The organism is Sphingosinicella terrae, assembly GCF_003347635.1.
Lineage (GTDB): Bacteria > Pseudomonadota > Alphaproteobacteria > Sphingomonadales > Sphingomonadaceae > Allosphingosinicella > Allosphingosinicella terrae.
On the sequence record NZ_QDFY01000004.1, the window covers coordinates 49,482 to 67,914 of the forward strand.

Consider the following 18,433-nt stretch of genomic DNA (forward strand, 5'->3'; position numbering starts at 1 on the left):
AGTCATGCGTACACTCATTCTCGCCGCTTCGGCGACGGCGATGGCCATCCCGGTGAGCTTCGCGCTGCCGAGCATGGAGCCGGCCCAGGCGCAGAGCCGCTATTATCGCGACGGCGCCTATACCGGCCCTACCTGGCGGGGTCGCGATGGCCGGTTGCGCTGCCGCCGGCCCAACGGCACCACCGGCCTGATCATCGGCGGCGCCGCCGGCGCGCTGATCGGCCGCGAGATCGACGGCGGCCGCAACCGGGCGACCGGCACGATCCTCGGCGCCGCCGCGGGTGCCCTGATCGGCCGCGAGGTCCAGAGGGGCAGCAGCCGCCGCTGCCGCTGATCGGATACTTTCCCGATGCCTGAAGGGGCGCCGCGATGCGGCGCCCCTTTTTGCTGACCCAGATGAACCCGTCCAACTCGCCGTCGGCCGCGCCGTTTGCCTCCCGCAGGAAGAAACCGGATGAGGTCCCACCCCATCAATTGCGGCAACGATTGCCCGGCCGTCCCCCAGGGACTCGCCCCGCGCCGCCGATCAGCGGGGACGGATTCCGGCGATCGTCTCAGCTGCCGGTCGTGCCGCCTTCGCTGCCGCTGCCGTTCCCGCCCTTCGATCGGCTGCGGCCGCCCGTCGTCTTGCGGCCGCCGCTGCCGGTGGACTTGCGGCCTGTCGCTGCCTTGGCGGTGCCGCCCGAACGGGAGGCGCCGCCCGCCGACTTGGCGGCGGACCGGGTGCTGCGCGCGGCGCCCGAACCCGCCGAAGCACCGGCCGTCCTTGCGGGAATCTTCGCCGCGGAGGACTTGCCGCTCGCGTTACCGGCCTTGGCCGGCCGGGAGGCGCCGGAGCGGGAGGACTTGGCCTTGGTCGAAGTCGTTCGGCCGCCGCCCGAGGACTGGCCGCCGCCGCTGGCCGAGGCACCGCCGCCCGAGCCGCCGACGGCCATCATCCGCCGCACCGCCTCGGTCGCGGCGTTGATCATAGCCGCGCCGATATTGCTCGCGCTCTCGGCCGCCGAGTCGGCCGCGGCCTCGGCCGCGTCCTGTGCCTGGCGCGCGCTGCGCTTGGCGCTGTCGCGCACCGACTTGTTCGCCGCCAGCGCCGCCGCGGCCGCGACCAGCCCCGCGGCGAGCAGGCTCTTCGCCATCGGATTTTGGGCGAGCTCCGCGGCCCGCCGCCCCGCTTCGCGCAGCGCGTCCGGAATCGCGTCGGCCGCCGAACTCCGGCTTTGCTTGTTCTCGCCGCCGCCAGTCTGCTTGCCGGAAGATGCCTTCTTCGCCATTACGCCTCTCCTGCCATTTCGTACCTGAAACTAACAGACACTCGGCGGCGCGAACAGTTCCGTCGATCAGGCGCCGCGCGGCGCGGCGCATCGAAAATCCTGCGCATCGGAACGCTGGCTTGCCGGAGCGTCAGCGCTCCTCGACCTCTGTTTCCGCATCGCTCTGGCCGCGATCCTGGTGCGCGCGCTGGTCGCGCTCGAGATCGGCGCTCGTCACCGTGACGGAATCGGCGCCGCGGCCGCCGCCCTGCGCCTCGTCGAAGCGTTCGCCGCGACCGAGGCCCTCGTCGGCGCCGCGGACGCCGACGCCGGAATCCTGCTGGCCCTGGTGAAACTGCTGGTTCTGGGCCTTGCCATAGCCGCCGGAGCCGCTGCTGCCGCCGGGGCTCGCCATGTCGGACGCACCGGGGCCGCCGCCGACCTGGCGTCCGTGCGCCGCGGCGCCGCTTTGCTCCTGATCGCGCGGCCGTTCCCCGCCGAGATCCTCACGCGCCTTGTCCGCCATCTCATCGTCCTTTCTTGCTGGTGTCCGGCCCGCGGCCGAGATCGTCGTAGCGATAGGGCTCGCCGTCGGGGGCTACCGCCTCGCCGGCCGGCTGGACGACATCCGCGGCATCGTCACCGCGACCCTTGTCGCGTTCGAGATGCTCCGGGATCTCGCCATGCCGCGCCTCGTCGCTCCCGGGGAGCGGGTGGCCCTTGCCGCTCATGGCCGGGCCCTCCCGGCGACCGCCTGCGCGCCTTCCGCCGTGTCGTCGCCCTGAGGCGCCGAGACCGGATCGAGGCCGCCGCCGGCCATCGGGTCGCCGTCATAATCCTCATCGGGATTGCCGCCGCCGCCGGCGCCGGAACCGCTGCCGTGCACCTCGCCGGTGCGCCGGTCGAAGCTTGCCCGCTCGCCGCGTTCGTCCTTCTCGACTGCCATATCGATCCTCCTCCCGGTTGAACGAACCGGGAGCGGACGGCGTTCCTGGATGGGCTGTCCCCGAACGAGCGAAAGGCCGCCGGACATTGGTCCGACGGCCCCTCGACATGGTCAGCGGCCGGAAGTCTCCAGCCCGGAAGACATTGGAAAGCTTAGGCTTTCATCTCCCGAACGGACTTGACCGACCTCTCTGCTGAACCATGAGACATCGGATCACCTCCTTTCGCTTGTTGAACACGACTCGGAATATGAGTCCCTCCGAATCGCCGATCAAGTCTTGAAGAAATTTATTTTGACGATAGGATTCCATGCTTCGCGCGGCGCCCCGGCTCGGTTCGGCGGCGCCTTTTTCGCGCCTTCGCCGAAGTGCCGGGCTGCGCCCCCGCCCCGCAATGGACCAAGACGGGATCGTCAGGCCCGGCAATCCTCCACCACCCGCGCCGCTTCCGGCCAGGCCGGGACGATCAACAAGGGCGTGCCCGGCGCGTCGACCGCGAAGCGGCCCCGGCTGAAGGCCATCTGGTCGAGCAAGGGATCGGCCGGTGAAAGGGCGGCGGCGAGGCCGCCCTCCCCCGGCGAAGCCGGCAGGGCGCGGGCACCGTAGGTCGTGCGGACATTGAGCGCGCCGCCGGCCGCGGCGCCGCCGCGAACGAGCGATAACCGGCGCGAGGAATCGCAGCGAAGGACGAGCGCCGGCGCGCCGACGGCGCCGAACACGGCCTCGGTGGCGCCGCCCTGGGCGCGATAGCTCCAGTCGCCCGGGCTGATCGGAGCATCTTCCCAGGCGAGGGGCGGCGGGGCCGGCGGCGCCGGCCGTTCCACCGGCGGCGCCGGGGGCGGCGGCGGCGCCGGGGTCGGCGGGGTCGTGCGCGGGACGCAGCCGGCGAGAGTCACCACGACGGCGGCGAGGAGGAGGCTACGCTTCGACATGATCGGATCCTCAGCGCGGGGCGGGCGCCGCGGGCGCGACCTGGTTGGCGGGTGCCTCCGCCGGCGCGGCTTCATTGGCGGCCGAATTCCCGTTGGCAGGCTCCGGCGGCGCCGTGGTGCCGCTCTCGCACCGGCCGAGGAAGGCGGGAATGCTGGGGCTGGGCGGCAGGACCAGCGGCGGCGTGTCGCCGACACGGACGGTGATCGGAGTTTCGGCGCCCGCCAGCGTCTCGATCAGCGTGTCGCTGGGCGCCAGCGAGGCGCGGAGCATCGGCACAGTGCCGCCGACCGTGGTCACCGCCAGCCGGCGGGTCTCGCTGCCGACGGTGATGAGCATCATCGGCAGGTCACCCGTCGTGATGGTCCCGTGGCGTTGCACGTAGACGCTGCGCCGGGCGTCGCAGCGCAGGCTGAACAAGGGCGGCGTTCCGCTGGGACCGAATTCCAAGGCGGACTGATCGTCCTGAAGCGTCTCGCGCCACGCACCGATCGCGACTTCCTGGTCGTCCTGCTCGGGCGTACGCACCCTCTCCACCGGCTCGATCGAGTTGGGATCGGCGACCATGCTCGCTTCCTCGGATCGGGCACAGCCGGCGAGGAGGAGGAAGGTGACCAGAATCGCGCGTCGGGACATGGGCTGATGCATCCTTTCGGTGGCCTTTCGGCCTCCCCTTACCCCGGTCGGCCGCCGCGTGCATCCCAAAGCGCGGAAAAAACGCGCCGTCCGTGCTTCGCCCATGGCCGGCCGCGCCCGATCGCGGCGGCGGCCGCGGTGCTCGCTGCCTCTACCGAGCGTCGTGGAAAATGATGCCGAGCGTGAGGCGAAGACCCGAGCGAAGCCGGCTGACGCCGTGGCGCATCGCGCGGCGGTGCCAGGTGCGGCTGCCGCTTGCCGGCCGCTCCCTGACCGGAAAGATCACCGCATCGCCGCGGGCGAGCGACACCACTTCGGCGCGCGACTGCTGGCGCGGGCGCTGCTCGACGAGGACGAAGTCGCCGCCGGTGAAATCCTCCTCCGGTCGGGAGAGCATCACCGCGACCTGAAGCGGAAAGACATGCTCGCCATAGAGATCCTGGTGGAGCGCGTTCCAGTCGCCGGCCTCGTAACGCAGAAGCAAGGGCGTCGGCCGGACCTGGCCGGCGGCGCGGCAGCGGTCGAGGAAAGCGGCGTGATCGTCGGGATAGCGGACCGGCTCGCCGAGCCTCTCCGCCCAGAGGTTGGCGATGGCGGCCAGCGGCGGGTAGAGCGCGCCGCGCAGGCCGGCGACCGGCTCCGGGAGAGGATAGGCGAAATAGCGATAGGCGCCGCTGCCGAAGCCGTGGCGGGCCATGACGACCTCGCTTCGGAAGCGGCCGGTATCGTCCCACAGGCCGATGAGGGCGTCGCAGGTGGCGGCCTCGAGGAAGCCGGAAAGGCGGGCGCAGCCGTGGCGGTCGAGCTCGGTGGCGGCGGCGGTCCAGTCGATGGCGTCGGTCATGCGGGACTATTGCCGCGGCTCGACCGGAGCCGCAGCCCGGAACTTGCGACCGAATTTATTCGCCAGAGCCTATTCGAAGGTGTCGTGCATCGTCGCTTGCTCTTCCAGCGCCTCCTCGCGCCGGTTGTATTGCCAGAGCATCACGGAAAAGGCGATCGCACCGCCGACGACATAGGCGATCCCGCCCGGCAGCGGATTCCACGGCCCCCCATCCGCATTGCCGAAACCATAGAGGATGATGGCCAGGATGGCGGCGAACCCGACCGACAGCCCCTTTCCAAGCTCGGGGGAGTCGACGATCCGCTTGAACAAGGCCCATTCGAGCAGGCTGGCGAGAAGGTAGATGGCAAGCGTAGCGCCGACGATCATGCCGATGAGGTTCATAGCGCAATCCTCCCCGGCTCGGAACATTATACGAACACCGAACGTGAGTCGAGTCGGGCCGGCCGTGGCTGTCGCAACGTCCGCTGGCGCGTGCAGGGTCGGGATGACGGGCGGGGGCGGACCGCTCTTCGGACAACGAAACGGCAGCGGTCCAAGAAGCGGGCGTGCCAGAAATACCGAGGCCGCCTTGGGCCCGTCCTGGAGCCGCGGGGAAGCATGGCGAAGCCGCTTTGGCGTCGCGCGAAGACGCGAAGACGCAAAGGGGGAGTCTCGCCCCGGCCATCCGGGCCAAGCCTAAGTTCTTAGGGCCGGCATCGAGGCTTGGACGCCGCCTTTTTCTCACAATGGCAAGGAGGCGCCGCTACCTGTCAGGGCCCGCCGGGAAGACCTTCAGGCAGCGTAGATCGCTGGACGGTAGCGAGGCTCCGGAATTGGCCAGGCTCGTTCGCGCGCCACCGCCAGCCACCCGTCGATCGCGTCACGCACGTTGGCCAAGGCCTCAGAGGGCGTGTCGCCATGGGCGGAGCAAGGCTTCAGGTCGGGGACGTCTGCGATCCAGCAGCCATCCTCCTGAGACCAGAAGAGATTGATGTGATAGCGAGGCTCGCTCATGCCTCGATATGTAGTCCATACTCCTCCACGATATCAAGGAACTGCCTGACCTGGTAGCGCTTGGCTTCCTTTCCGCTCGGCTGCACGGGCAGCGGGCGCGGTACCGCCGGATGGACATATTGGCGATGGCTCCCCACCGTCCGATCCAACGTGAAGCCGAATGCGGCGAGCAGACGCGCAAAATCGCGGAACGACACCTCCCGCTTCGGATCGTCGAGCAGCCGCTGGTAGAGCCGAGCCGCTTTAACCACGGTCAGCGTCGCAGACCTTCGCTGGCTCCGCGTGGAAGCCGCGGGTCATGATTGATCCGACTGCTTATAGACACGAAGCGAATTGAGGCTTCGCCAGTCCTCATCGTCGGGTCGCCTCACCAGCCAGAACAGCCATCCATTCACATTGCGGCCGGTGATCGAATAGGCAGCCTGAGATGGGCTGCTTCGCGATGTGCCAGTGCTCAAATCAATCCACTGAGAGTCGGAAATCAGCGCAGAATACGTCTTCCCCTTGTATGTGGCACGAAGCTCCGTACCATTCGGCAAGAAGACACCCTTGAATAGCGCCCCTGCACCGGCATCCATGTGAAAATGAGTCGCTGAGCGGGTTCGGGGGCTCGAATCCATCGGGGTAGTTCCGGCACCCGCGAGCAGACGCTCAACGACAGCGCTATAGGTGTCGTTCTCATCAATGAGCAACGCAGTCAACGCCTTCCATATGCCGAAGGAAACATCAATCTGCATCGTTAATCCCGCCTCTGGTCGGCAGGCGTTTAGCTAGTTTCCACGCATTTGAGAAGCGAAAAGAGTACTCACCGCCCCCTGCCCCTTTGCCCCATTCGTATCGACTGCTGCTTGCCGAAGCGAGTCTTGCGCGTCCCCGGCTTGCCTTCGTTCGAATGGCCGATCAGCGGGGCGCGCTTCTCGCTGTCGGGAAGACCGAGCTCGTCGGCCTCGAGGCGGCGGATCTGGTCGCGCAGGCGGGCGGCTTCCTCGAACTCGAGGTCGCCGGCGGCCTTGCGCATCCGCCCTTCCAGATCCTCGATATAGGCCCTGAGATTGTGGCCGACGAGGTTGGGGGCGTCCTCGTCGCCGGTATCGACCATGACCGAATCGCGGTTCGAGACGTCGGCGAGAATGTCCGAGATGTTGCGCTTGATCGTCGTCGGCGTGATCCCGTGCGCCTGGTTATAGGCGACCTGCTTCTCGCGGCGGCGGCCGGTCTCGTTCAGCGCCCGCTCCATCGAGCCGGTGATCGTATCGGCATAGAGGATGACCTTGCCCTCGACGTTGCGGGCGGCGCGGCCGATCGTCTGGATGAGCGACGTCTCGGATCGAAGGAAGCCCTCCTTGTCGGCGTCGAGGATGGCGACGAGACCGCATTCCGGAATGTCGAGCCCCTCGCGCAGCAGGTTGATGCCGACCAGCACGTCATAGACTCCGAGCCGGAGGTCGCGGATAAGCTCGATGCGCTCCAGCGTCTCGACGTCGGAGTGCATGTAGCGGACGCGCAGCCCCGCCTCGTGCAGGAACTCGGTGAGGTCCTCGGCCATCCGCTTGGTCAAGGTGGTGACCAGGGTGCGATAGCCCTTTCGCGCCGTCTCCTTCGCCTCGTGGATGAGATCGTCGACCTGATCCTCCACCGGCTTGATCTCGACCGGTGGGTCGATAAGGCCGGTCGGGCGGATCACCTGCTCCACGAAGACGCCGCCGGCCTGCTCCATCTCCCACGGGCCCGGCGTCGCCGAAACGGCGACGCTCTGCGGACGCATTGCATCCCATTCGTTGAAGCGCAGTGGCCGGTTGTCGATGCAGCTCGGCAGCCGGAATCCATATTCGGCGAGGGTCAGCTTGCGGCGGTGGTCGCCGCGCGCCATCGCACCGATCTGCGGCACCGTCTGGTGGCTCTCGTCGATGAACAGCAGGGCGTTTTCGGGCAGGAACTCGAACAGCGTCGGCGGCGGCTCGCCGGGCAGGCGCCCGGTGAGGAAGCGGCTGTAATTCTCGATGCCGGCGCACGAGCCGGTCGCGGCGATCATCTCGAGGTCGAAATTGGTCCGCTGCTCGAGCCTCTGCGCCTCGAGCAATTTCCCTTCCGCGATCAGCTCCTTCAATCGCTCGGTCAGCTCGTGCCTGATCGCCTCCATCGCCTGCTTGAGCGTCGGGCCGGGCGTCACATAGTGGGAGTTGGGATAGACCTTCACATGATCGAGGCCGGCGATCTTCTTGCCGGTCAGCGGATCGAATTCGACGATCTGCTCGATCTCGTCGCCGAAGAAGGCGATCCGCCAGGCCATGTCCTCATAGTGGGAGGGGTAGATTTCGAGATTGTCGCCGCGCACGCGGAAATTACCGCGTGCGAAGGCCTGGTCGTTGCGCTTGTACTGGAGCGCGACGAGCTTTCGGACGATCTCGCGCTGGTCGACCGACTGCCCCTTCTTCAGACTGAAGGTCATCGCCGAATAGGTCTCGACCGAGCCGATGCCGTAGATGCAGGAGACCGAGGCGACGATGATGACGTCGTCGCGTTCGAGCAGCGACCGGGTGGCCGAGTGACGCATCCGGTCGATCGCCTCGTTCACGCTCGACTCCTTCTCGATATAGGTGTCGGAGCGCGGCACATAGGCTTCGGGCTGGTAATAGTCGTAATAGCTGACGAAATATTCGACCGCATTTTCCGGGAAGAAGCTCTTAAACTCTCCGTAGAGCTGAGCGGCGAGGATCTTGTTGGGCGCCAGCACCAGGGCCGGTCGCTGGGTCGCCTCTATCACCTTGGCCATGGTGAAGGTCTTGCCCGATCCGGTGACGCCGAGCAGCACCTGGGTGCGCTCGTCGGCTCCGATCTGGTCGACCAGCTCGGCGATCGCCTGCGGCTGGTCGCCCGCCGGCTGATATTCCGAGACGATGCGGAATGGCTGGCCGCCCTCGGCTTTCTCGGGTCGTTGCGGCCGGTGCGGCACGAAGGCTGCGGTCTCGGGTTCCTCGAGGCTGGTTCGGATCGCGATCGACATCCTCTTCATATGGTCATTCCCGCGGCCCTAGGCTAGCTTTGCGGAGGACCATCACGTCCGAAGCGGAAAGGGGAAATCCCATGAGAGCATTTTTCGTGCCGATGACCGCGCTTGCGCTCGTCGCCTGTGGCGGCACCGGGGGAGCCGGGAGCGCCGGCGGCGGCACTTTCGAAGCGGGCCAGTGGGAAATGACCACCGAGATGATCCGGGTGAACGCGCCCAACCTGCCGCAGGGGACGCAGATGCCGCTGCCGCCGCCGCAGACCGTCCGTCATTGCATGACCGAGCAGGAAGCATCCCGCCCGGGCGCCGACCTGCTGTCCGGCGGCCAGAGCGGCTGCAGCTCGACCAACATGCAGTTCGCCGACGGACGGATCAGCGGGACGGTTCAGTGCAGCCAGCAGGGCGCCAACATGGAGATGACCCTGAGCGGCGAATTCACGCCGACGACGATGCAGATGAACCAGCAGATCCGCACCCAGCAGGCGGGAATGTCGATCGAGATGGAGGCGAGGACGACCGGACGGCGCATCGGCGACTGCCCGAGCACGACCTGAATTCTCGGCCGCGGCCGGCGGCGCGCGACGGCATATGGCCAGGAAGCTTCCAACGCGTTACCCTTCCTCGGACAACAAAGGGGGAGGAAAGAATGCGCTTCATGGCTTTCATTCCGTTGCTACTCGTCGCCGGCTGCGGCGGCAGCCCAGCCGAGGAGAACAAGACGGCGGCAAGGGCCGCCAGCCTGGCGGAGGGTCAATGGGAGCTGGCCACCGAGGTTACCGCCTTCCGGACGGTCGACCAGGGCGAGCCGGCGATCGACACGCCCCAGGGCACCCGAGCCACGGAGAGCGTCTGCGTCCCCGCCGGATCGCAGGCGCCGACCGCCCTGTTCGCCGGTCCCGGCTACGAGTGCCGCTACGACAATTATTATGTGCGCAACGGGCGGGTGAACGTGACGCTGCAATGCACCCGCGAAGGGCTGGCCGGATCGGTGCCGATGTCCGTCAGCGGCGATTTCGAGGACGGTACGCTGGAATATGATCGCCAGATGCGGACGGTGCTCGCGGGCGACGGCGACGTCGAGCTCACCCTGCATGTCACCGGCCGCCGCACCGGCGAATGCGTGCCGGAGGCGGAGGGCGACAACCAGAGCAATGCCCAGACGGCCAACCAGGCAGGTTGAGGGCAGGAGCCGTGCGGCCGGCCGCGCCGTTCCTCATCGCCGCGCTGATTGCGACGGGTGGATGCGGGGACCGGGCCGATCCGTCGGACATGAGTGCCGAGCAAGTGGCGGACCAGCTGGCCGGCATGCGGATCGAGCCGGGCCTGTGGGAGCTGACCAGCGAGGTCGTCGAGGTCAGCGCGCCGGGCCTGCCGCGAGAAGTGCGAAACCGGATGATCGGGCCGCGCCGGCAGATGCGCCATTGCATCACCCCGGCTCAGGCCGAACGGCCGGAGGCGAACTTCCTGGCCGTCCGCGCCGACAGCGACTGCGCCTACCGGCGCTTCACGGTCGAGAACGGGCGCATGCGCGGCGAGATGACCTGCCCCGATGCACAGGCGCAGATGGACGGCCGCTACGGGCCCGAAGGCTATGACCTGCGCATGGTGATGGAGAGCCCGATGCCGGAAGGCGAGGTTCGGATGACATTGCAGATCCGGGCGCGGGGCCGGCGGATCGGCGCATGCGAGGAAGGGAGCGAGGGATGATCGGTTACGTGACGGTCGGAACCAACGACATCGACAAGGCGCGGGCCTATTACGACGCGCTGCTCGGCACGATCGGCGGCAAGCGGCTGATGGAGTTCGACAACGGCTTCACGCTCTACGGCACCGGCTGGGGCAGCCCGGGTGTCGCCGTGACCCCGCCCTACAACCGCGAGCCGGCGACCGTCGGCAATGGCTGCATGGTGGCGATCGTCATGGATGCGCGCGAGAAGGTCGATGCCTTCCATGCCAAGGCGCTGGAACTCGGCGGCAGCGACGAGGGCGGCCCCGGCGTCCGTGGCGGAGAAGGGCCGCAGGCCTTTTACGGCGCCTATTTCCGCGACCCGGAGGGCAACAAATTCTGTTGCTTCCGGATCGGTCCGGCCTAGCCCCTTCAGCGTCATCGGGGAAACGACGCGCGAGATCGTCGCGCTCGGCCGCCGCGCTCGCTATCAGGCCGCATGACCTACATTTCGGACCAGCTTGCCACCTATCTGGAACGGATCGGGTTCGGCGGCGCCCCCCGCCCCGACCGGCCGACGCTGGACGCGCTCCACCGCGCCCACCGTTTCGCCATATCCTTCGAGAATCTCGACATCCCGCTCGGCCGCGGGATCTCGCTCGAGCCGGATCGGCTGCACCGGAAGCTCGTCACCGGTCGACGTGGCGGCTATTGCTTCGAGCAGAACAGCCTGTTCCTGGAGATGGCGCGGGCGATCGGATTCGAGGCGCGGCCGGTGCTCGGCCGGGTCTGGCTGGCCGCGGAAGGCGTCCCGCCGCGCACCCACACGCTGAACCTGTTCACGCTGGACGGCGAGATCCTGCTGGTCGATGTCGGCTTCGGCGGATCGTTCGTGCCGCCGATGCGGCTCGGCGCAGGCGAGCAGGCGGAGACTGCGGACGGCGCCCGCCACCGGGTGATCGAGGATTCCGACCATGGCTGGACGCTGGAGCGCGACGGCGGCGACGGATGGCAGCGCCAGTACAGCTTCGGCCTCGAGCCGGTCTGGCCGGCGGATCTCGAGGCGGCCAACCATTTCACCGCCACCCGGCCGGGGACGCGCTTCACCACCCTGCGCATCGCCTCGGCGCCGACGCCGCAAGGCTATGTGTCGATGATCGACCGGGTGCTGACGACGAGCCGCAAGGGGCGGTCCGAGAGCCGCGAGATCGCCGACGCCGACGATTACCGGCGGGTGCTGGCAGAGATCTTCCGGCTGGACCTCGAGCCGGAGGACGTGGCCGCACTGGGACTGTTCTGAGGGCCGCGCGCGTTCGGCCGGCGATCAGCAGCAAGGCAACCACCGGAAGAGCCGGCGACGCATCTGCGCGGCTTCGATATCAGTCCGCCGCCACCAGGCCGAGCTCGGCGTCCGTCGCGTCCGTCGCCCCCTTCTCCCATTTGCCCCCCTTCCGCGGCATCGGCCGCGCCGACCAGTGCGGATCGAGGGTGAAGCTGGAGATAGTGCGACCCTCCGGGATCGCCCCGTTCCCGGCGCCGCGGCTATAATCGTAATAGAGCTTGATCAGCTCCTCGAAGCCATGGTGCCGCGCGGCCGGATGAGCGACGCAGGCGTCGCGCCAGCGCCGCGCGCGGACGCAGGCCGACGGGATCGCGTAATCCTCATAATATTCGAGGAACCAGAGCCGCTTGAACATCGGCGCGTAGCAGGCCTCGGCCCAGCCGAATTCCTCGAACAGGAAATCGCGGTCGGGGCTGTGATAGCCGAGAAACTCGTCGAGCCTGGCCCAGTGGCCGTCGACCTCGCCACGCATCGCCTCGGCCCTGGCCGGATCTCGGTTGAGGATCATCCGATAGCCGGCACCGGTGACCTGATCCATGGCCACGAGCATCCCCTCGACGGCGCCGCGATAGGGATCGGCCTGCATCACCGGCCGTTCGGGAAAGCGCCGCTCGAGATAGCGCATGATGACCAGGCTCTCCTTCAGCGTCTCTCCATTGTCGAGCTCGAGCGCGGGAAGCGCGGTGGTGCCGCGGGTCTTGGCGAGCAGCCAGTCCGGACGGGGCTTCGAGATGTCGATCTCGACATCCGCCATGATCGCGTGGAGGCCCTTCAGCTCGAGCAGGATCTCGACCCGCTCCGAGAAGGGGCAGCCCGGAATATGGTACATGGTCAGGATCGTCTCGCCCACCGCGCCTCTCCCCGCAGATTTGATATGGTGCGCTTACAATTTTCGTGGTGAATTGGCATCCGTGAATCGCGTCCCGCACGGCGAAAAGCCGGCGGCAGGGAGAGGATCGGGCGATGGCGACGATGGCGGGCGCTGGCGGCGAGATTCCGGTGGACGCGGCCCAGACGGGCGAGCCGCCGGCGCAGAGCTGGCCGTCGCGCAGGCTCGCCTAGATCGCCCTGGTCCTGCTCACGCTGGCGACGATGATGAACTTCTTCGACGTCGCCGTCTTCCAGCTCACCGCCGAGCTCATCAAGCGCGACTTCGGCTTGACCGACGCCCAGCTCGGCCTGCTGCTCGGCCCGGCGGGAATCATGTTCTACCTGGTGGTAGGAATCCCGCTGGCGCGGCTGGTCGACATCTACCGCCGCACGACCGTGCTGGGCTGCGGGTTGCTCGTCACCAGCGGCATGACCGCCGCCGGCGGCGTCGTCCAGTCCTACGGCCAGTTCTTCGCCAGCCGGATGTTCGTCGGCGTCGGCGGATCGGCCCATGCGCCGGGCACCTATTCGATGCTCGCCGACTATTTCCCGCCGAAGCGCCTCGCCCGCGCCATCGCCTTCCTCCAGCTCGGCTTCATCCTCGGCAACGGTCTCGGCGCCATCCTCGGCGGGCTCATGCTCGGCTACGTCGCCGGGTGGGATCCAACCCAATTCGGCCCGCTCGTCATCCGCAACTGGCAATGGGTTCTGATCGCGATCGGCGCGCCGGGAATGCTGCTGGCGCTGTGCATCTTCATGATTCCCGAGCCGCCGCGGCGCGGCAAGGTGAGCGAGAGCAAGGCGCTGCCGATCCGCGCCGTCCTCTCCGAGATCGGCGCCCGGCGCCGCGTCTATTTCCCCTTGTTCCTCGGCCTGGCGCTGAGCGCGCTCGAAGCCGGCGGCCTGGCCGCCTGGCGGGCGCCCTTCATGATGCGCACCTATGGCTGGACGCCCGAGCAGATCGGCGCCTGGAGCGGACTCACCTTCTTCGTGGCCATGCCCGTCGGCGTCATCTTCGGCACCTGGCTCACCGAAAGGCTGTCGAAGCGCCACAGGGACGCGCCGGTGCGGACCACCGCGATCGTCTTCGCCATCGCCGTGCCCTTCTCGGTGCTGTCGCCGTTCATGCCGACGGGCGAGCTCGCGATCGTGTTCGGATCGCTGGCCGGCGTGTTCGGGATCGCGGCGGCGGTGCCGCAGAACGTCGCCATCCAGACGGTCACGCCCAACGAGATGCGCGGCCAGGTCACCGCCCTCTACCTGTTCATGTTCACCGTCTTCGGCGCGCTCGGGGCGAGCTTCATTCCGATCGTCACCGGCCTCGTCGGCGGCGACGCCAACCTGTGGATCTCGATGGCGCTCGTCGCCGGCGGATTGCTGCCACTCGCGGTGTGGGCGATCTCGCGCGGCATGCGGCCCTATGCCGAAGAGGTGGCGCGTCTCGAACGGATCAGCGTGACGCGGGCTGCTTCCGCCCCTTGAGAATCTGCTAAGGCCGCGGCCGTGACCCTCGGCCCGTTCGACCTCAACCTGCGCCATCTGCGCGCTGCGGCGGCGATCCGCCGCTGCGGCAGCATCAGTCGCGCGGCCGCCCAGGTGGCGCTGTCGCAGCCGGCGCTCACCCAGGGCATCGCCAAGCTGGAATCGCAGCTGGGCCTCAGGCTGTTCGACCGCGGCGCATCGGGCATGAGCCCGACCGAGGCGGGTACCCGCCTCGCCGACCGGATCGACATTGCCGGCGCGGCGATGAGCTCCGCCTTCGAGGCGATCCGCAGCGCCTCGCGCAGCGGCTTCCGGGGCACCGAGAATCTGGTGACGATGAGCCAGGTCAGGGCCCTGCTCGCCCTCGCCGCCGCCGGGAGCTTCGTCGCCGCCGCCCAGGAAAGCAAGCTCACCCAGCCATCGCTCCACCGGGCCGTGCGCGACATCGAGCGGCTGAGCGGCGTCACCCTCGTTGAGCGGCGCGGACGGGGCGTCCGCCTCACCGGAGCCGGCCAACGGCTCGCGCGCGGCTTCAGCCTCGCGCTCAACGAGATCGAATCGGCGCTCGACGAGCTCCACGCGCTCGCCGGGATCGACACCGGCCGGATCCGGATCGGGGCGATGCCGCTCGCTCGCTCGCGGCTGCTGCCGCTTTCGATCGCACGTTTCCACCGGCTGCGCCCGAGCGCGCAGATCGAGGTGGTCGAGGGGCCGCACGGCGAGCTGATCGAGCGCCTGCGCGACGGCCGCCTCGACTTCCTGATCGGGGCGCTGCGCCAGCCCTTGCCCGGCCCCGACGTCGAGCAGGAGGCGTTGTTCGACGACCGCCTGGCGATCGTCGCCGGGCGTGACCATCCCCTCGCCGGCGCCGGTCGTCCGCCGATCGAACGGATGATCGAATATCCCTGGATCATCGCCCGGCCGGGCACGCCGCTTCGACAGCTGTGGCGGCGGCTGTTCGAGAGCCGCGGCCTCGCCGCCCCGCCGGCACCGGTCACCTGCGGCTCGGTCGCGACGATCCGCGTGCTGCTCGGCGAAGGCGAGTTCCTCACCTTGTTGTCCCCCAACCAGATTCGCGACGATCTCGCTGCCGGCAGCCTGGTCGCGATCAGCGGCGCGATCGAGGAGACGCGCCGGCCGATCGGACTGACGACCCGCGCCGGCTGGCGGCCGCCGCCCGCCCAGGCCGCCTTCATGGCCTTGCTTCGCGACATGGCCGTCGATTCCACACTAAGGGGAATCGAATAGCCGCTCCGACGTTCGGATTTGCCGCTCCGACGCCCTCCCCGCTAGCCGTTCGGCCATGCCGGACGAAGCCAACAGGATCAGCTTGATCGGCTTCGGCGAGGCGGGAACGGCCTTCGCCGAAGGTCTCGCCCGCACCGTCCACGTCCGCGCCTACGACATCAAGACGACCGACCCCGCCGCCGCGCCGGCCATGCGGGAAGCCTATCGCCGCCTCGGCATCGACGGCGCCGCCACGCCGGCGGAGGCGCTCGCTTCGGCCGACATCGTCATCTCGGTAGTCACCGCCGACCAGGCCATCGCCGCCGCGGCGGAGGCGGCCGGATCGATCCGGCCCGGCGCCCTCTATTGCGACTTCAACAGCGTCGCGCCCGCTACCAAGCGGCGGGCCGCGGCGGTCATCGAGGGGGCCGGCGCCGTCTATGCCGACGTCGCGGTGATGGCGCCGGTGCTGCCCAAGCGGCTGTCGGTGCCGCTGCTGGTGAGCAGCCCCGACGTCGAGGAAATCTGCGCGCGGCTGCAGGCCGTCGGTTTCTCGCCGCGCCCGGCCGGAGAAGCCGTGGGGCGCGCCTCGACGATCAAGATGCTGCGATCGGTGATGGTGAAGGGGATCGAGGCGCTGACCGCCGAGTGCTTCCTCGCCTGCGCCCGGGCCGGCGTGGCGGACGAGGTGGCGGCGTCGCTCGACGCGAGCTGGAAGGAAGGCGGCTGGCTCGATCGGACCGATTACAATCTCGACCGGATGATGGTGCACGGCGTGCGCCGCGCCGCCGAGATGGAGGAGGTCGCCCTGACCCTGGCCGATCTCGACCTGCCCAGCGACATGGCCGAGGCCATTTCGGCGAGCCAGCGGCGTATCGGCGCGCTCGGCCTCGAGGCCGCCGAGGGTTTCGATCTCAAGGCGGAGCGCCTCCTCGGCGCGCTCGCGAAACGCCAGCGGGAGGCGGCATGATCATCGACTGCCACGGCCATTACACGACCGCGCCGGCGCCGCACAACGAATGGCGCGACGCCCAGAAGGCCGCGTTCAAGGCCGGCGCGGCGCCGCCGCCCTATCCGGCGCTGTCGGACGACGAGATCAGGGAGACGCTCGAGAAGAACCAGCTGCGCCTGCTGCGCGAGCGCGGTGCCGACATGACCCTGTTCAGCCCGCGCGCCTCGGCGATGGCCCACCATATCGGCGACGAGAAGGTCTCCGCCGCCTGGGCGCGGCACAATAACGACCTCATCAGGCGCTGCATCGACCTCTATCCCGATGTCTTCGTCGGCGTCTGCATGCTGCCGCAATCGCCGGGCGTGCCGGTCGAGAACAGCATCGCCGAGCTCGAGCGCTGCGTGAACGAACTGGGATTCGTCGGGTGCAACCTCAATCCCGATCCCTCCGGCGGCCATTTCAGCGCGCCGCCGCTCACCGACCGGGCCTGGTACCCCTTCTACGAGAAGATGGTCGAGCTCGACGTGCCGGCGATGATCCACGTGTCGGGGAGCTGCAATCCCGCCTTCCACGCGACCGGCGCCTATTACATCTCCGCCGACACCACCGCCTTCATGCAGCTCATCCAGGGCAATCTGTTCGCCGACTTTCCCGAATTGCGGTTCATCATTCCCCATGGCGGCGGCGCCGTGCCTTATCATTGGGGCCGCTATCGCGGCCTGGCCGACATGCTCGGCCAGCCGCCGCTCGACGGCCACGTCATGAAGAACGTCTATTTCGACACCTGCGTGTATCACCAGCCGGGCATCGACCTGCTGTTCGAGGTGATCGACCTGGACAATATCCTGTTCGGATCGGAGATGGTCGGCGCCGTGCGCGGCATCGATCCGCAAACCGGACACTATTTCGACGACACCAAGCGTTATATCGACGCCCTCGACCTGACCGAGGCGCAGCGCCGCCAGATCTACGAGGGCAATGCCCGGCGGGTCTTCCCCCGCCTCGACCGACAGCTGAAGGAGAGAGGCCTGTGACGCCTCGGAATATCCATGAGTATCTCGCCGAGTTCGACGACATTCCGGGCACCCGCGTCTACACGGCGCGCCGGGCGCGGCAGGGCTATCATCTCAACCAGTTCGCGATGAGCCTGATGAAGGCGGAGAACAGGGAGCGGTTCAAGAAGGACGAGAACGCCTATCTCGAGGAATGGCCGCTGACCGACGACCAGAAGGAAGCGGTGCTCGCCCGCGATTACAACCGCATGCTCGACCTGGGCGGCAACATCTACTTCCTCGCCAAGCTGTTCTCGACCGACGGCAAGAGCTTCCAGTTCGCCGCGGGCTCGATGACCGGAATGACCCAAGAGGAATATGCCGCGATGATGATCGGCGGAGGCCGTTCGCCCGAAGGCAATCGTTCGATCAAGGAGGGCCGCTGAGATGGCGCGCATCACCGCCGGGGTCACCACCAGCCACATCCCCGCGGTCGGCGCGGCGATGGACCTGGGCAAGACGGCCGAGGAATATTGGAAGCCGGTCTTCGCGGGCTATGAATGGACCCGCGAGTGGGAGAAGGAGGAGAAACCGGACGTCGTCATCCTGGTCTATAACGACCACGCCTCCGCCTTCGACATGAAGATCATCCCGACCTTCGCGATCGGCGCCGCCGAGCAATTCCCGATCGCCGACGAGGGCTGGGGACCCCGGCCGATCCCGCCCGTGATCGGCCACCCCGATCTCGCCTGGCACATCGCTCAATGCTGCATCCTCGATGAGTTCGACATGACCATCATCAACGAGATGGCGGTCGATCACGGCCTCACTGTGCCGATGTCGCTGATGTTCGGCCAGGTCGAGCAATGGCCGGTCAAGGTGGTGCCCCTGGCGGTCAACGTCGTCACCTATCCGCCGCCCTCCGGCAACCGCTGCTGGATGCTCGGCGAGGCGATCGCGCGCGCGGTCGACAGCTTCCCCGAGGATCTCAACGTCCAGATCTGGGGTACGGGCGGCATGAGCCACCAGCTTCAGGGGCCGCGCGCGGGCCTGATCAACAAGGCATTCGACACCGCCTTCCTCAACGATCTCACCGCCGATCCGGAGCGGCTGCGCAGGATGCCGCACATCGAATATCTGCGCGAGGCCGGATCGGAAGGGATCGAGCTGGTCATGTGGCTGATCATGCGCGGCGCCCTCGGCGGCAAGATCAAGGAGCTGCATCGCCACTATCACGTGCCGGCGAGCAACACGGCGGTCGGCCATATGGTGCTGGAGCCGGTCGCCTGACCGGA

The 18,433-nt window shown here is 68.2% G+C and carries 25 protein-coding genes; 12 read left to right on the plus strand and 13 right to left on the minus strand.

Annotation, left to right across the window (positions count from 1 at the left end; translation table 11 throughout):
- Positions 1-4: 4 nt before the first annotated feature.
- Positions 5-334, plus strand: coding sequence for a glycine zipper 2TM domain-containing protein (locus tag DDE10_RS10520; RefSeq protein ID WP_114952740.1), 330 nt, complete (start codon positions 5-7; stop codon positions 332-334).
- Between the two features lie 220 nt (positions 335-554).
- Here the strand turns inward: DDE10_RS10520 and DDE10_RS10525 are convergent, their stop codons facing one another.
- The 12 genes from DDE10_RS10525 to uvrB all read right to left on the minus strand — a co-directional run bounded on the left by DDE10_RS10525 (position 555) and on the right by uvrB (position 8,604).
- Positions 555-1,271, minus strand: a complete 717-nt coding sequence (locus DDE10_RS10525; protein WP_114952741.1) for a hypothetical protein — start codon at positions 1,269-1,271, stop codon at positions 555-557.
- Positions 1,272-1,401: 130 nt separating this feature from the next.
- A complete protein-coding gene (locus tag DDE10_RS10530; protein WP_114952742.1) occupies positions 1,402-1,776 on the minus strand; it encodes a hypothetical protein in 375 nt (124 codons plus the stop codon).
- Between the two features lies 1 nt (position 1,777).
- Entirely contained in the window at positions 1,778-1,981 is a 204-nt protein-coding gene (locus tag DDE10_RS10535) for a hypothetical protein (RefSeq protein WP_114952743.1), read from the minus strand.
- Positions 1,978-2,196, minus strand: a complete 219-nt coding sequence (locus DDE10_RS10540) for a hypothetical protein (protein WP_114952744.1) — start codon at positions 2,194-2,196, stop codon at positions 1,978-1,980. The genes DDE10_RS10535 and DDE10_RS10540 overlap by 4 nt, the downstream gene beginning before the upstream one ends.
- A 411-nt stretch (positions 2,197-2,607) precedes the next feature.
- Positions 2,608-3,126 carry a hypothetical protein gene (locus DDE10_RS10545; protein ID WP_114952745.1) on the minus strand — a complete coding sequence of 173 codons (519 nt, stop codon included), beginning with the start codon at positions 3,124-3,126 and terminating at the stop codon, positions 2,608-2,610.
- A gap of 10 nt (positions 3,127-3,136) precedes the next feature.
- On the minus strand, positions 3,137-3,760 hold the full coding sequence (locus DDE10_RS10550) for a hypothetical protein (RefSeq protein ID WP_114952746.1): 624 nt from the start codon (positions 3,758-3,760) through the stop codon (positions 3,137-3,139).
- Positions 3,761-3,911: 151 nt separating this feature from the next.
- Complete coding sequence (locus DDE10_RS10555; RefSeq protein WP_114952747.1) at positions 3,912-4,604, minus strand: 2OG-Fe(II) oxygenase; 693 nt, start codon at positions 4,602-4,604, stop codon at positions 3,912-3,914.
- A gap of 69 nt (positions 4,605-4,673) precedes the next feature.
- Positions 4,674-4,988, minus strand: a complete 315-nt coding sequence (locus DDE10_RS10560; protein WP_114952748.1) for a hypothetical protein — start codon at positions 4,986-4,988, stop codon at positions 4,674-4,676.
- A 390-nt stretch (positions 4,989-5,378) separates the two neighbouring features.
- Positions 5,379-5,600 (minus strand): type II toxin-antitoxin system HicB family antitoxin, encoded by a 222-nt coding sequence (locus DDE10_RS10565; RefSeq protein ID WP_114952749.1) that lies wholly within the window; start codon positions 5,598-5,600, stop codon positions 5,379-5,381.
- A complete protein-coding gene (locus DDE10_RS10570) occupies positions 5,597-5,851 on the minus strand; it encodes a type II toxin-antitoxin system HicA family toxin (protein WP_114952750.1) in 255 nt (84 codons plus the stop codon). Before DDE10_RS10570 ends, DDE10_RS10565 begins: the two co-directional genes overlap by 4 nt.
- Positions 5,852-5,896: 45 nt before the next feature.
- On the minus strand, positions 5,897-6,337 hold the full coding sequence (locus DDE10_RS23445; protein WP_162806542.1) for a DUF4357 domain-containing protein: 441 nt from the start codon (positions 6,335-6,337) through the stop codon (positions 5,897-5,899).
- A gap of 68 nt (positions 6,338-6,405) precedes the next feature.
- Positions 6,406-8,604, minus strand: a complete 2,199-nt coding sequence (uvrB, locus tag DDE10_RS10575; RefSeq protein WP_114952995.1) for an excinuclease ABC subunit UvrB — start codon at positions 8,602-8,604, stop codon at positions 6,406-6,408.
- Between the two features lie 80 nt (positions 8,605-8,684).
- Between uvrB and DDE10_RS10580 the strand changes: the two genes are divergently transcribed.
- The 5 genes from DDE10_RS10580 (at position 8,685) to DDE10_RS10600 (ending at position 11,573) form a co-directional block, all read left to right on the plus strand.
- Complete coding sequence (locus DDE10_RS10580; RefSeq protein ID WP_162806543.1) at positions 8,685-9,161, plus strand: DUF3617 domain-containing protein; 477 nt, start codon at positions 8,685-8,687, stop codon at positions 9,159-9,161.
- 92 nt (positions 9,162-9,253) lie between these two features.
- Positions 9,254-9,787, plus strand: a complete 534-nt coding sequence (locus DDE10_RS10585) for a DUF3617 domain-containing protein (RefSeq protein ID WP_114952751.1) — start codon at positions 9,254-9,256, stop codon at positions 9,785-9,787.
- An 11-nt stretch (positions 9,788-9,798) separates the two neighbouring features.
- On the plus strand, positions 9,799-10,314 hold the full coding sequence (locus DDE10_RS10590; RefSeq protein ID WP_162806544.1) for a DUF3617 domain-containing protein: 516 nt from the start codon (positions 9,799-9,801) through the stop codon (positions 10,312-10,314).
- On the plus strand, positions 10,311-10,700 hold the full coding sequence (locus DDE10_RS10595; protein ID WP_114952753.1) for a VOC family protein: 390 nt from the start codon (positions 10,311-10,313) through the stop codon (positions 10,698-10,700). The genes DDE10_RS10590 and DDE10_RS10595 overlap by 4 nt, the downstream gene beginning before the upstream one ends.
- Before the next feature lie 72 nt (positions 10,701-10,772).
- Positions 10,773-11,573, plus strand: coding sequence for an arylamine N-acetyltransferase family protein (locus tag DDE10_RS10600; RefSeq protein WP_114952754.1), 801 nt, complete (start codon positions 10,773-10,775; stop codon positions 11,571-11,573).
- 79 nt (positions 11,574-11,652) lie between these two features.
- On the opposite strand, the gene DDE10_RS10605 is transcribed toward DDE10_RS10600, so the two are convergent.
- Positions 11,653-12,465, minus strand: coding sequence for a glutathione S-transferase family protein (locus DDE10_RS10605; protein ID WP_284734579.1), 813 nt, complete (start codon positions 12,463-12,465; stop codon positions 11,653-11,655).
- 233 nt (positions 12,466-12,698) lie between these two features.
- Between DDE10_RS10605 and DDE10_RS10610 the strand changes: the two genes are divergently transcribed.
- Genes DDE10_RS10610 through DDE10_RS10635 form a run of 6 tightly spaced genes read left to right on the plus strand, consistent with a single transcriptional unit; the run spans position 12,699 to position 18,428 of the window.
- Positions 12,699-13,967, plus strand: a complete 1,269-nt coding sequence (locus DDE10_RS10610; RefSeq protein WP_349356540.1) for an MFS transporter — start codon at positions 12,699-12,701, stop codon at positions 13,965-13,967.
- A 21-nt stretch (positions 13,968-13,988) separates the two neighbouring features.
- Entirely contained in the window at positions 13,989-15,215 is a 1,227-nt protein-coding gene (locus DDE10_RS10615) for a LysR family transcriptional regulator (protein WP_114952756.1), read from the plus strand.
- Positions 15,216-15,270: 55 nt separating this feature from the next.
- Positions 15,271-16,164: an NAD(P)-dependent oxidoreductase gene (locus tag DDE10_RS10620; RefSeq protein WP_114952757.1), complete on the plus strand. Its 894-nt coding sequence runs from the start codon at positions 15,271-15,273 to the stop codon at positions 16,162-16,164.
- Positions 16,161-17,180 carry an amidohydrolase family protein gene (locus DDE10_RS10625; RefSeq protein WP_114952758.1) on the plus strand — a complete coding sequence of 340 codons (1,020 nt, stop codon included), beginning with the start codon at positions 16,161-16,163 and terminating at the stop codon, positions 17,178-17,180. Before DDE10_RS10620 ends, DDE10_RS10625 begins: the two co-directional genes overlap by 4 nt.
- Complete coding sequence (gene ligA / locus DDE10_RS10630) at positions 17,177-17,584, plus strand: protocatechuate 4,5-dioxygenase subunit alpha (RefSeq protein WP_114952759.1); 408 nt, start codon at positions 17,177-17,179, stop codon at positions 17,582-17,584. The genes DDE10_RS10625 and ligA overlap by 4 nt, the downstream gene beginning before the upstream one ends.
- Position 17,585: 1 nt before the next feature.
- Positions 17,586-18,428, plus strand: coding sequence for a class III extradiol dioxygenase subunit beta (locus DDE10_RS10635; protein ID WP_114952760.1), 843 nt, complete (start codon positions 17,586-17,588; stop codon positions 18,426-18,428).
- The last annotated feature ends 5 nt before the right edge of the window (positions 18,429-18,433 follow it).

Bases quoted from the DNA above. Each gene is read 5' to 3' on its own strand.
- DDE10_RS10560 (WP_114952748.1), bottom strand. From the start codon at position 4,988: ATGAACCTCATCGGCATGATCGTCGGCGCTACGCTTGCCATCTACCTT.
- DDE10_RS10535 (WP_114952743.1), bottom strand. From the start codon at position 1,981: ATGAGCGGCAAGGGCCACCCGCTCCCCGGGAGCGACGAGGCGCGGCAT.
- DDE10_RS10540 (WP_114952744.1), bottom strand. From the start codon at position 2,196: ATGGCAGTCGAGAAGGACGAACGCGGCGAGCGGGCAAGCTTCGACCGG.
- DDE10_RS10595 (WP_114952753.1), top strand. From the start codon at position 10,311: ATGATCGGTTACGTGACGGTCGGAACCAACGACATCGACAAGGCGCGG.
- DDE10_RS10620 (WP_114952757.1), top strand. From the start codon at position 15,271: ATGCCGGACGAAGCCAACAGGATCAGCTTGATCGGCTTCGGCGAGGCG.
- DDE10_RS10635 (WP_114952760.1), top strand. From the start codon at position 17,586: ATGGCGCGCATCACCGCCGGGGTCACCACCAGCCACATCCCCGCGGTC.
- DDE10_RS10525 (WP_114952741.1), bottom strand. From the start codon at position 1,271: ATGGCGAAGAAGGCATCTTCCGGCAAGCAGACTGGCGGCGGCGAGAAC.
- DDE10_RS10585 (WP_114952751.1), top strand. From the start codon at position 9,254: ATGCGCTTCATGGCTTTCATTCCGTTGCTACTCGTCGCCGGCTGCGGC.
- DDE10_RS10625 (WP_114952758.1), top strand. From the start codon at position 16,161: ATGATCATCGACTGCCACGGCCATTACACGACCGCGCCGGCGCCGCAC.
- DDE10_RS10545 (WP_114952745.1), bottom strand. From the start codon at position 3,126: ATGTCGAAGCGTAGCCTCCTCCTCGCCGCCGTCGTGGTGACTCTCGCC.
- DDE10_RS10565 (WP_114952749.1), bottom strand. From the start codon at position 5,600: ATGAGCGAGCCTCGCTATCACATCAATCTCTTCTGGTCTCAGGAGGAT.
- DDE10_RS10550 (WP_114952746.1), bottom strand. From the start codon at position 3,760: ATGTCCCGACGCGCGATTCTGGTCACCTTCCTCCTCCTCGCCGGCTGT.
- DDE10_RS10530 (WP_114952742.1), bottom strand. From the start codon at position 1,776: ATGGCGGACAAGGCGCGTGAGGATCTCGGCGGGGAACGGCCGCGCGAT.
- DDE10_RS10555 (WP_114952747.1), bottom strand. From the start codon at position 4,604: ATGACCGACGCCATCGACTGGACCGCCGCCGCCACCGAGCTCGACCGC.
- uvrB (WP_114952995.1), bottom strand. From the start codon at position 8,604: ATGTCGATCGCGATCCGAACCAGCCTCGAGGAACCCGAGACCGCAGCC.
- DDE10_RS10600 (WP_114952754.1), top strand. From the start codon at position 10,773: ATGACCTACATTTCGGACCAGCTTGCCACCTATCTGGAACGGATCGGG.
- DDE10_RS23445 (WP_162806542.1), bottom strand. From the start codon at position 6,337: ATGCAGATTGATGTTTCCTTCGGCATATGGAAGGCGTTGACTGCGTTG.
- DDE10_RS10520 (WP_114952740.1), top strand. From the start codon at position 5: ATGCGTACACTCATTCTCGCCGCTTCGGCGACGGCGATGGCCATCCCG.
- DDE10_RS10580 (WP_162806543.1), top strand. From the start codon at position 8,685: ATGAGAGCATTTTTCGTGCCGATGACCGCGCTTGCGCTCGTCGCCTGT.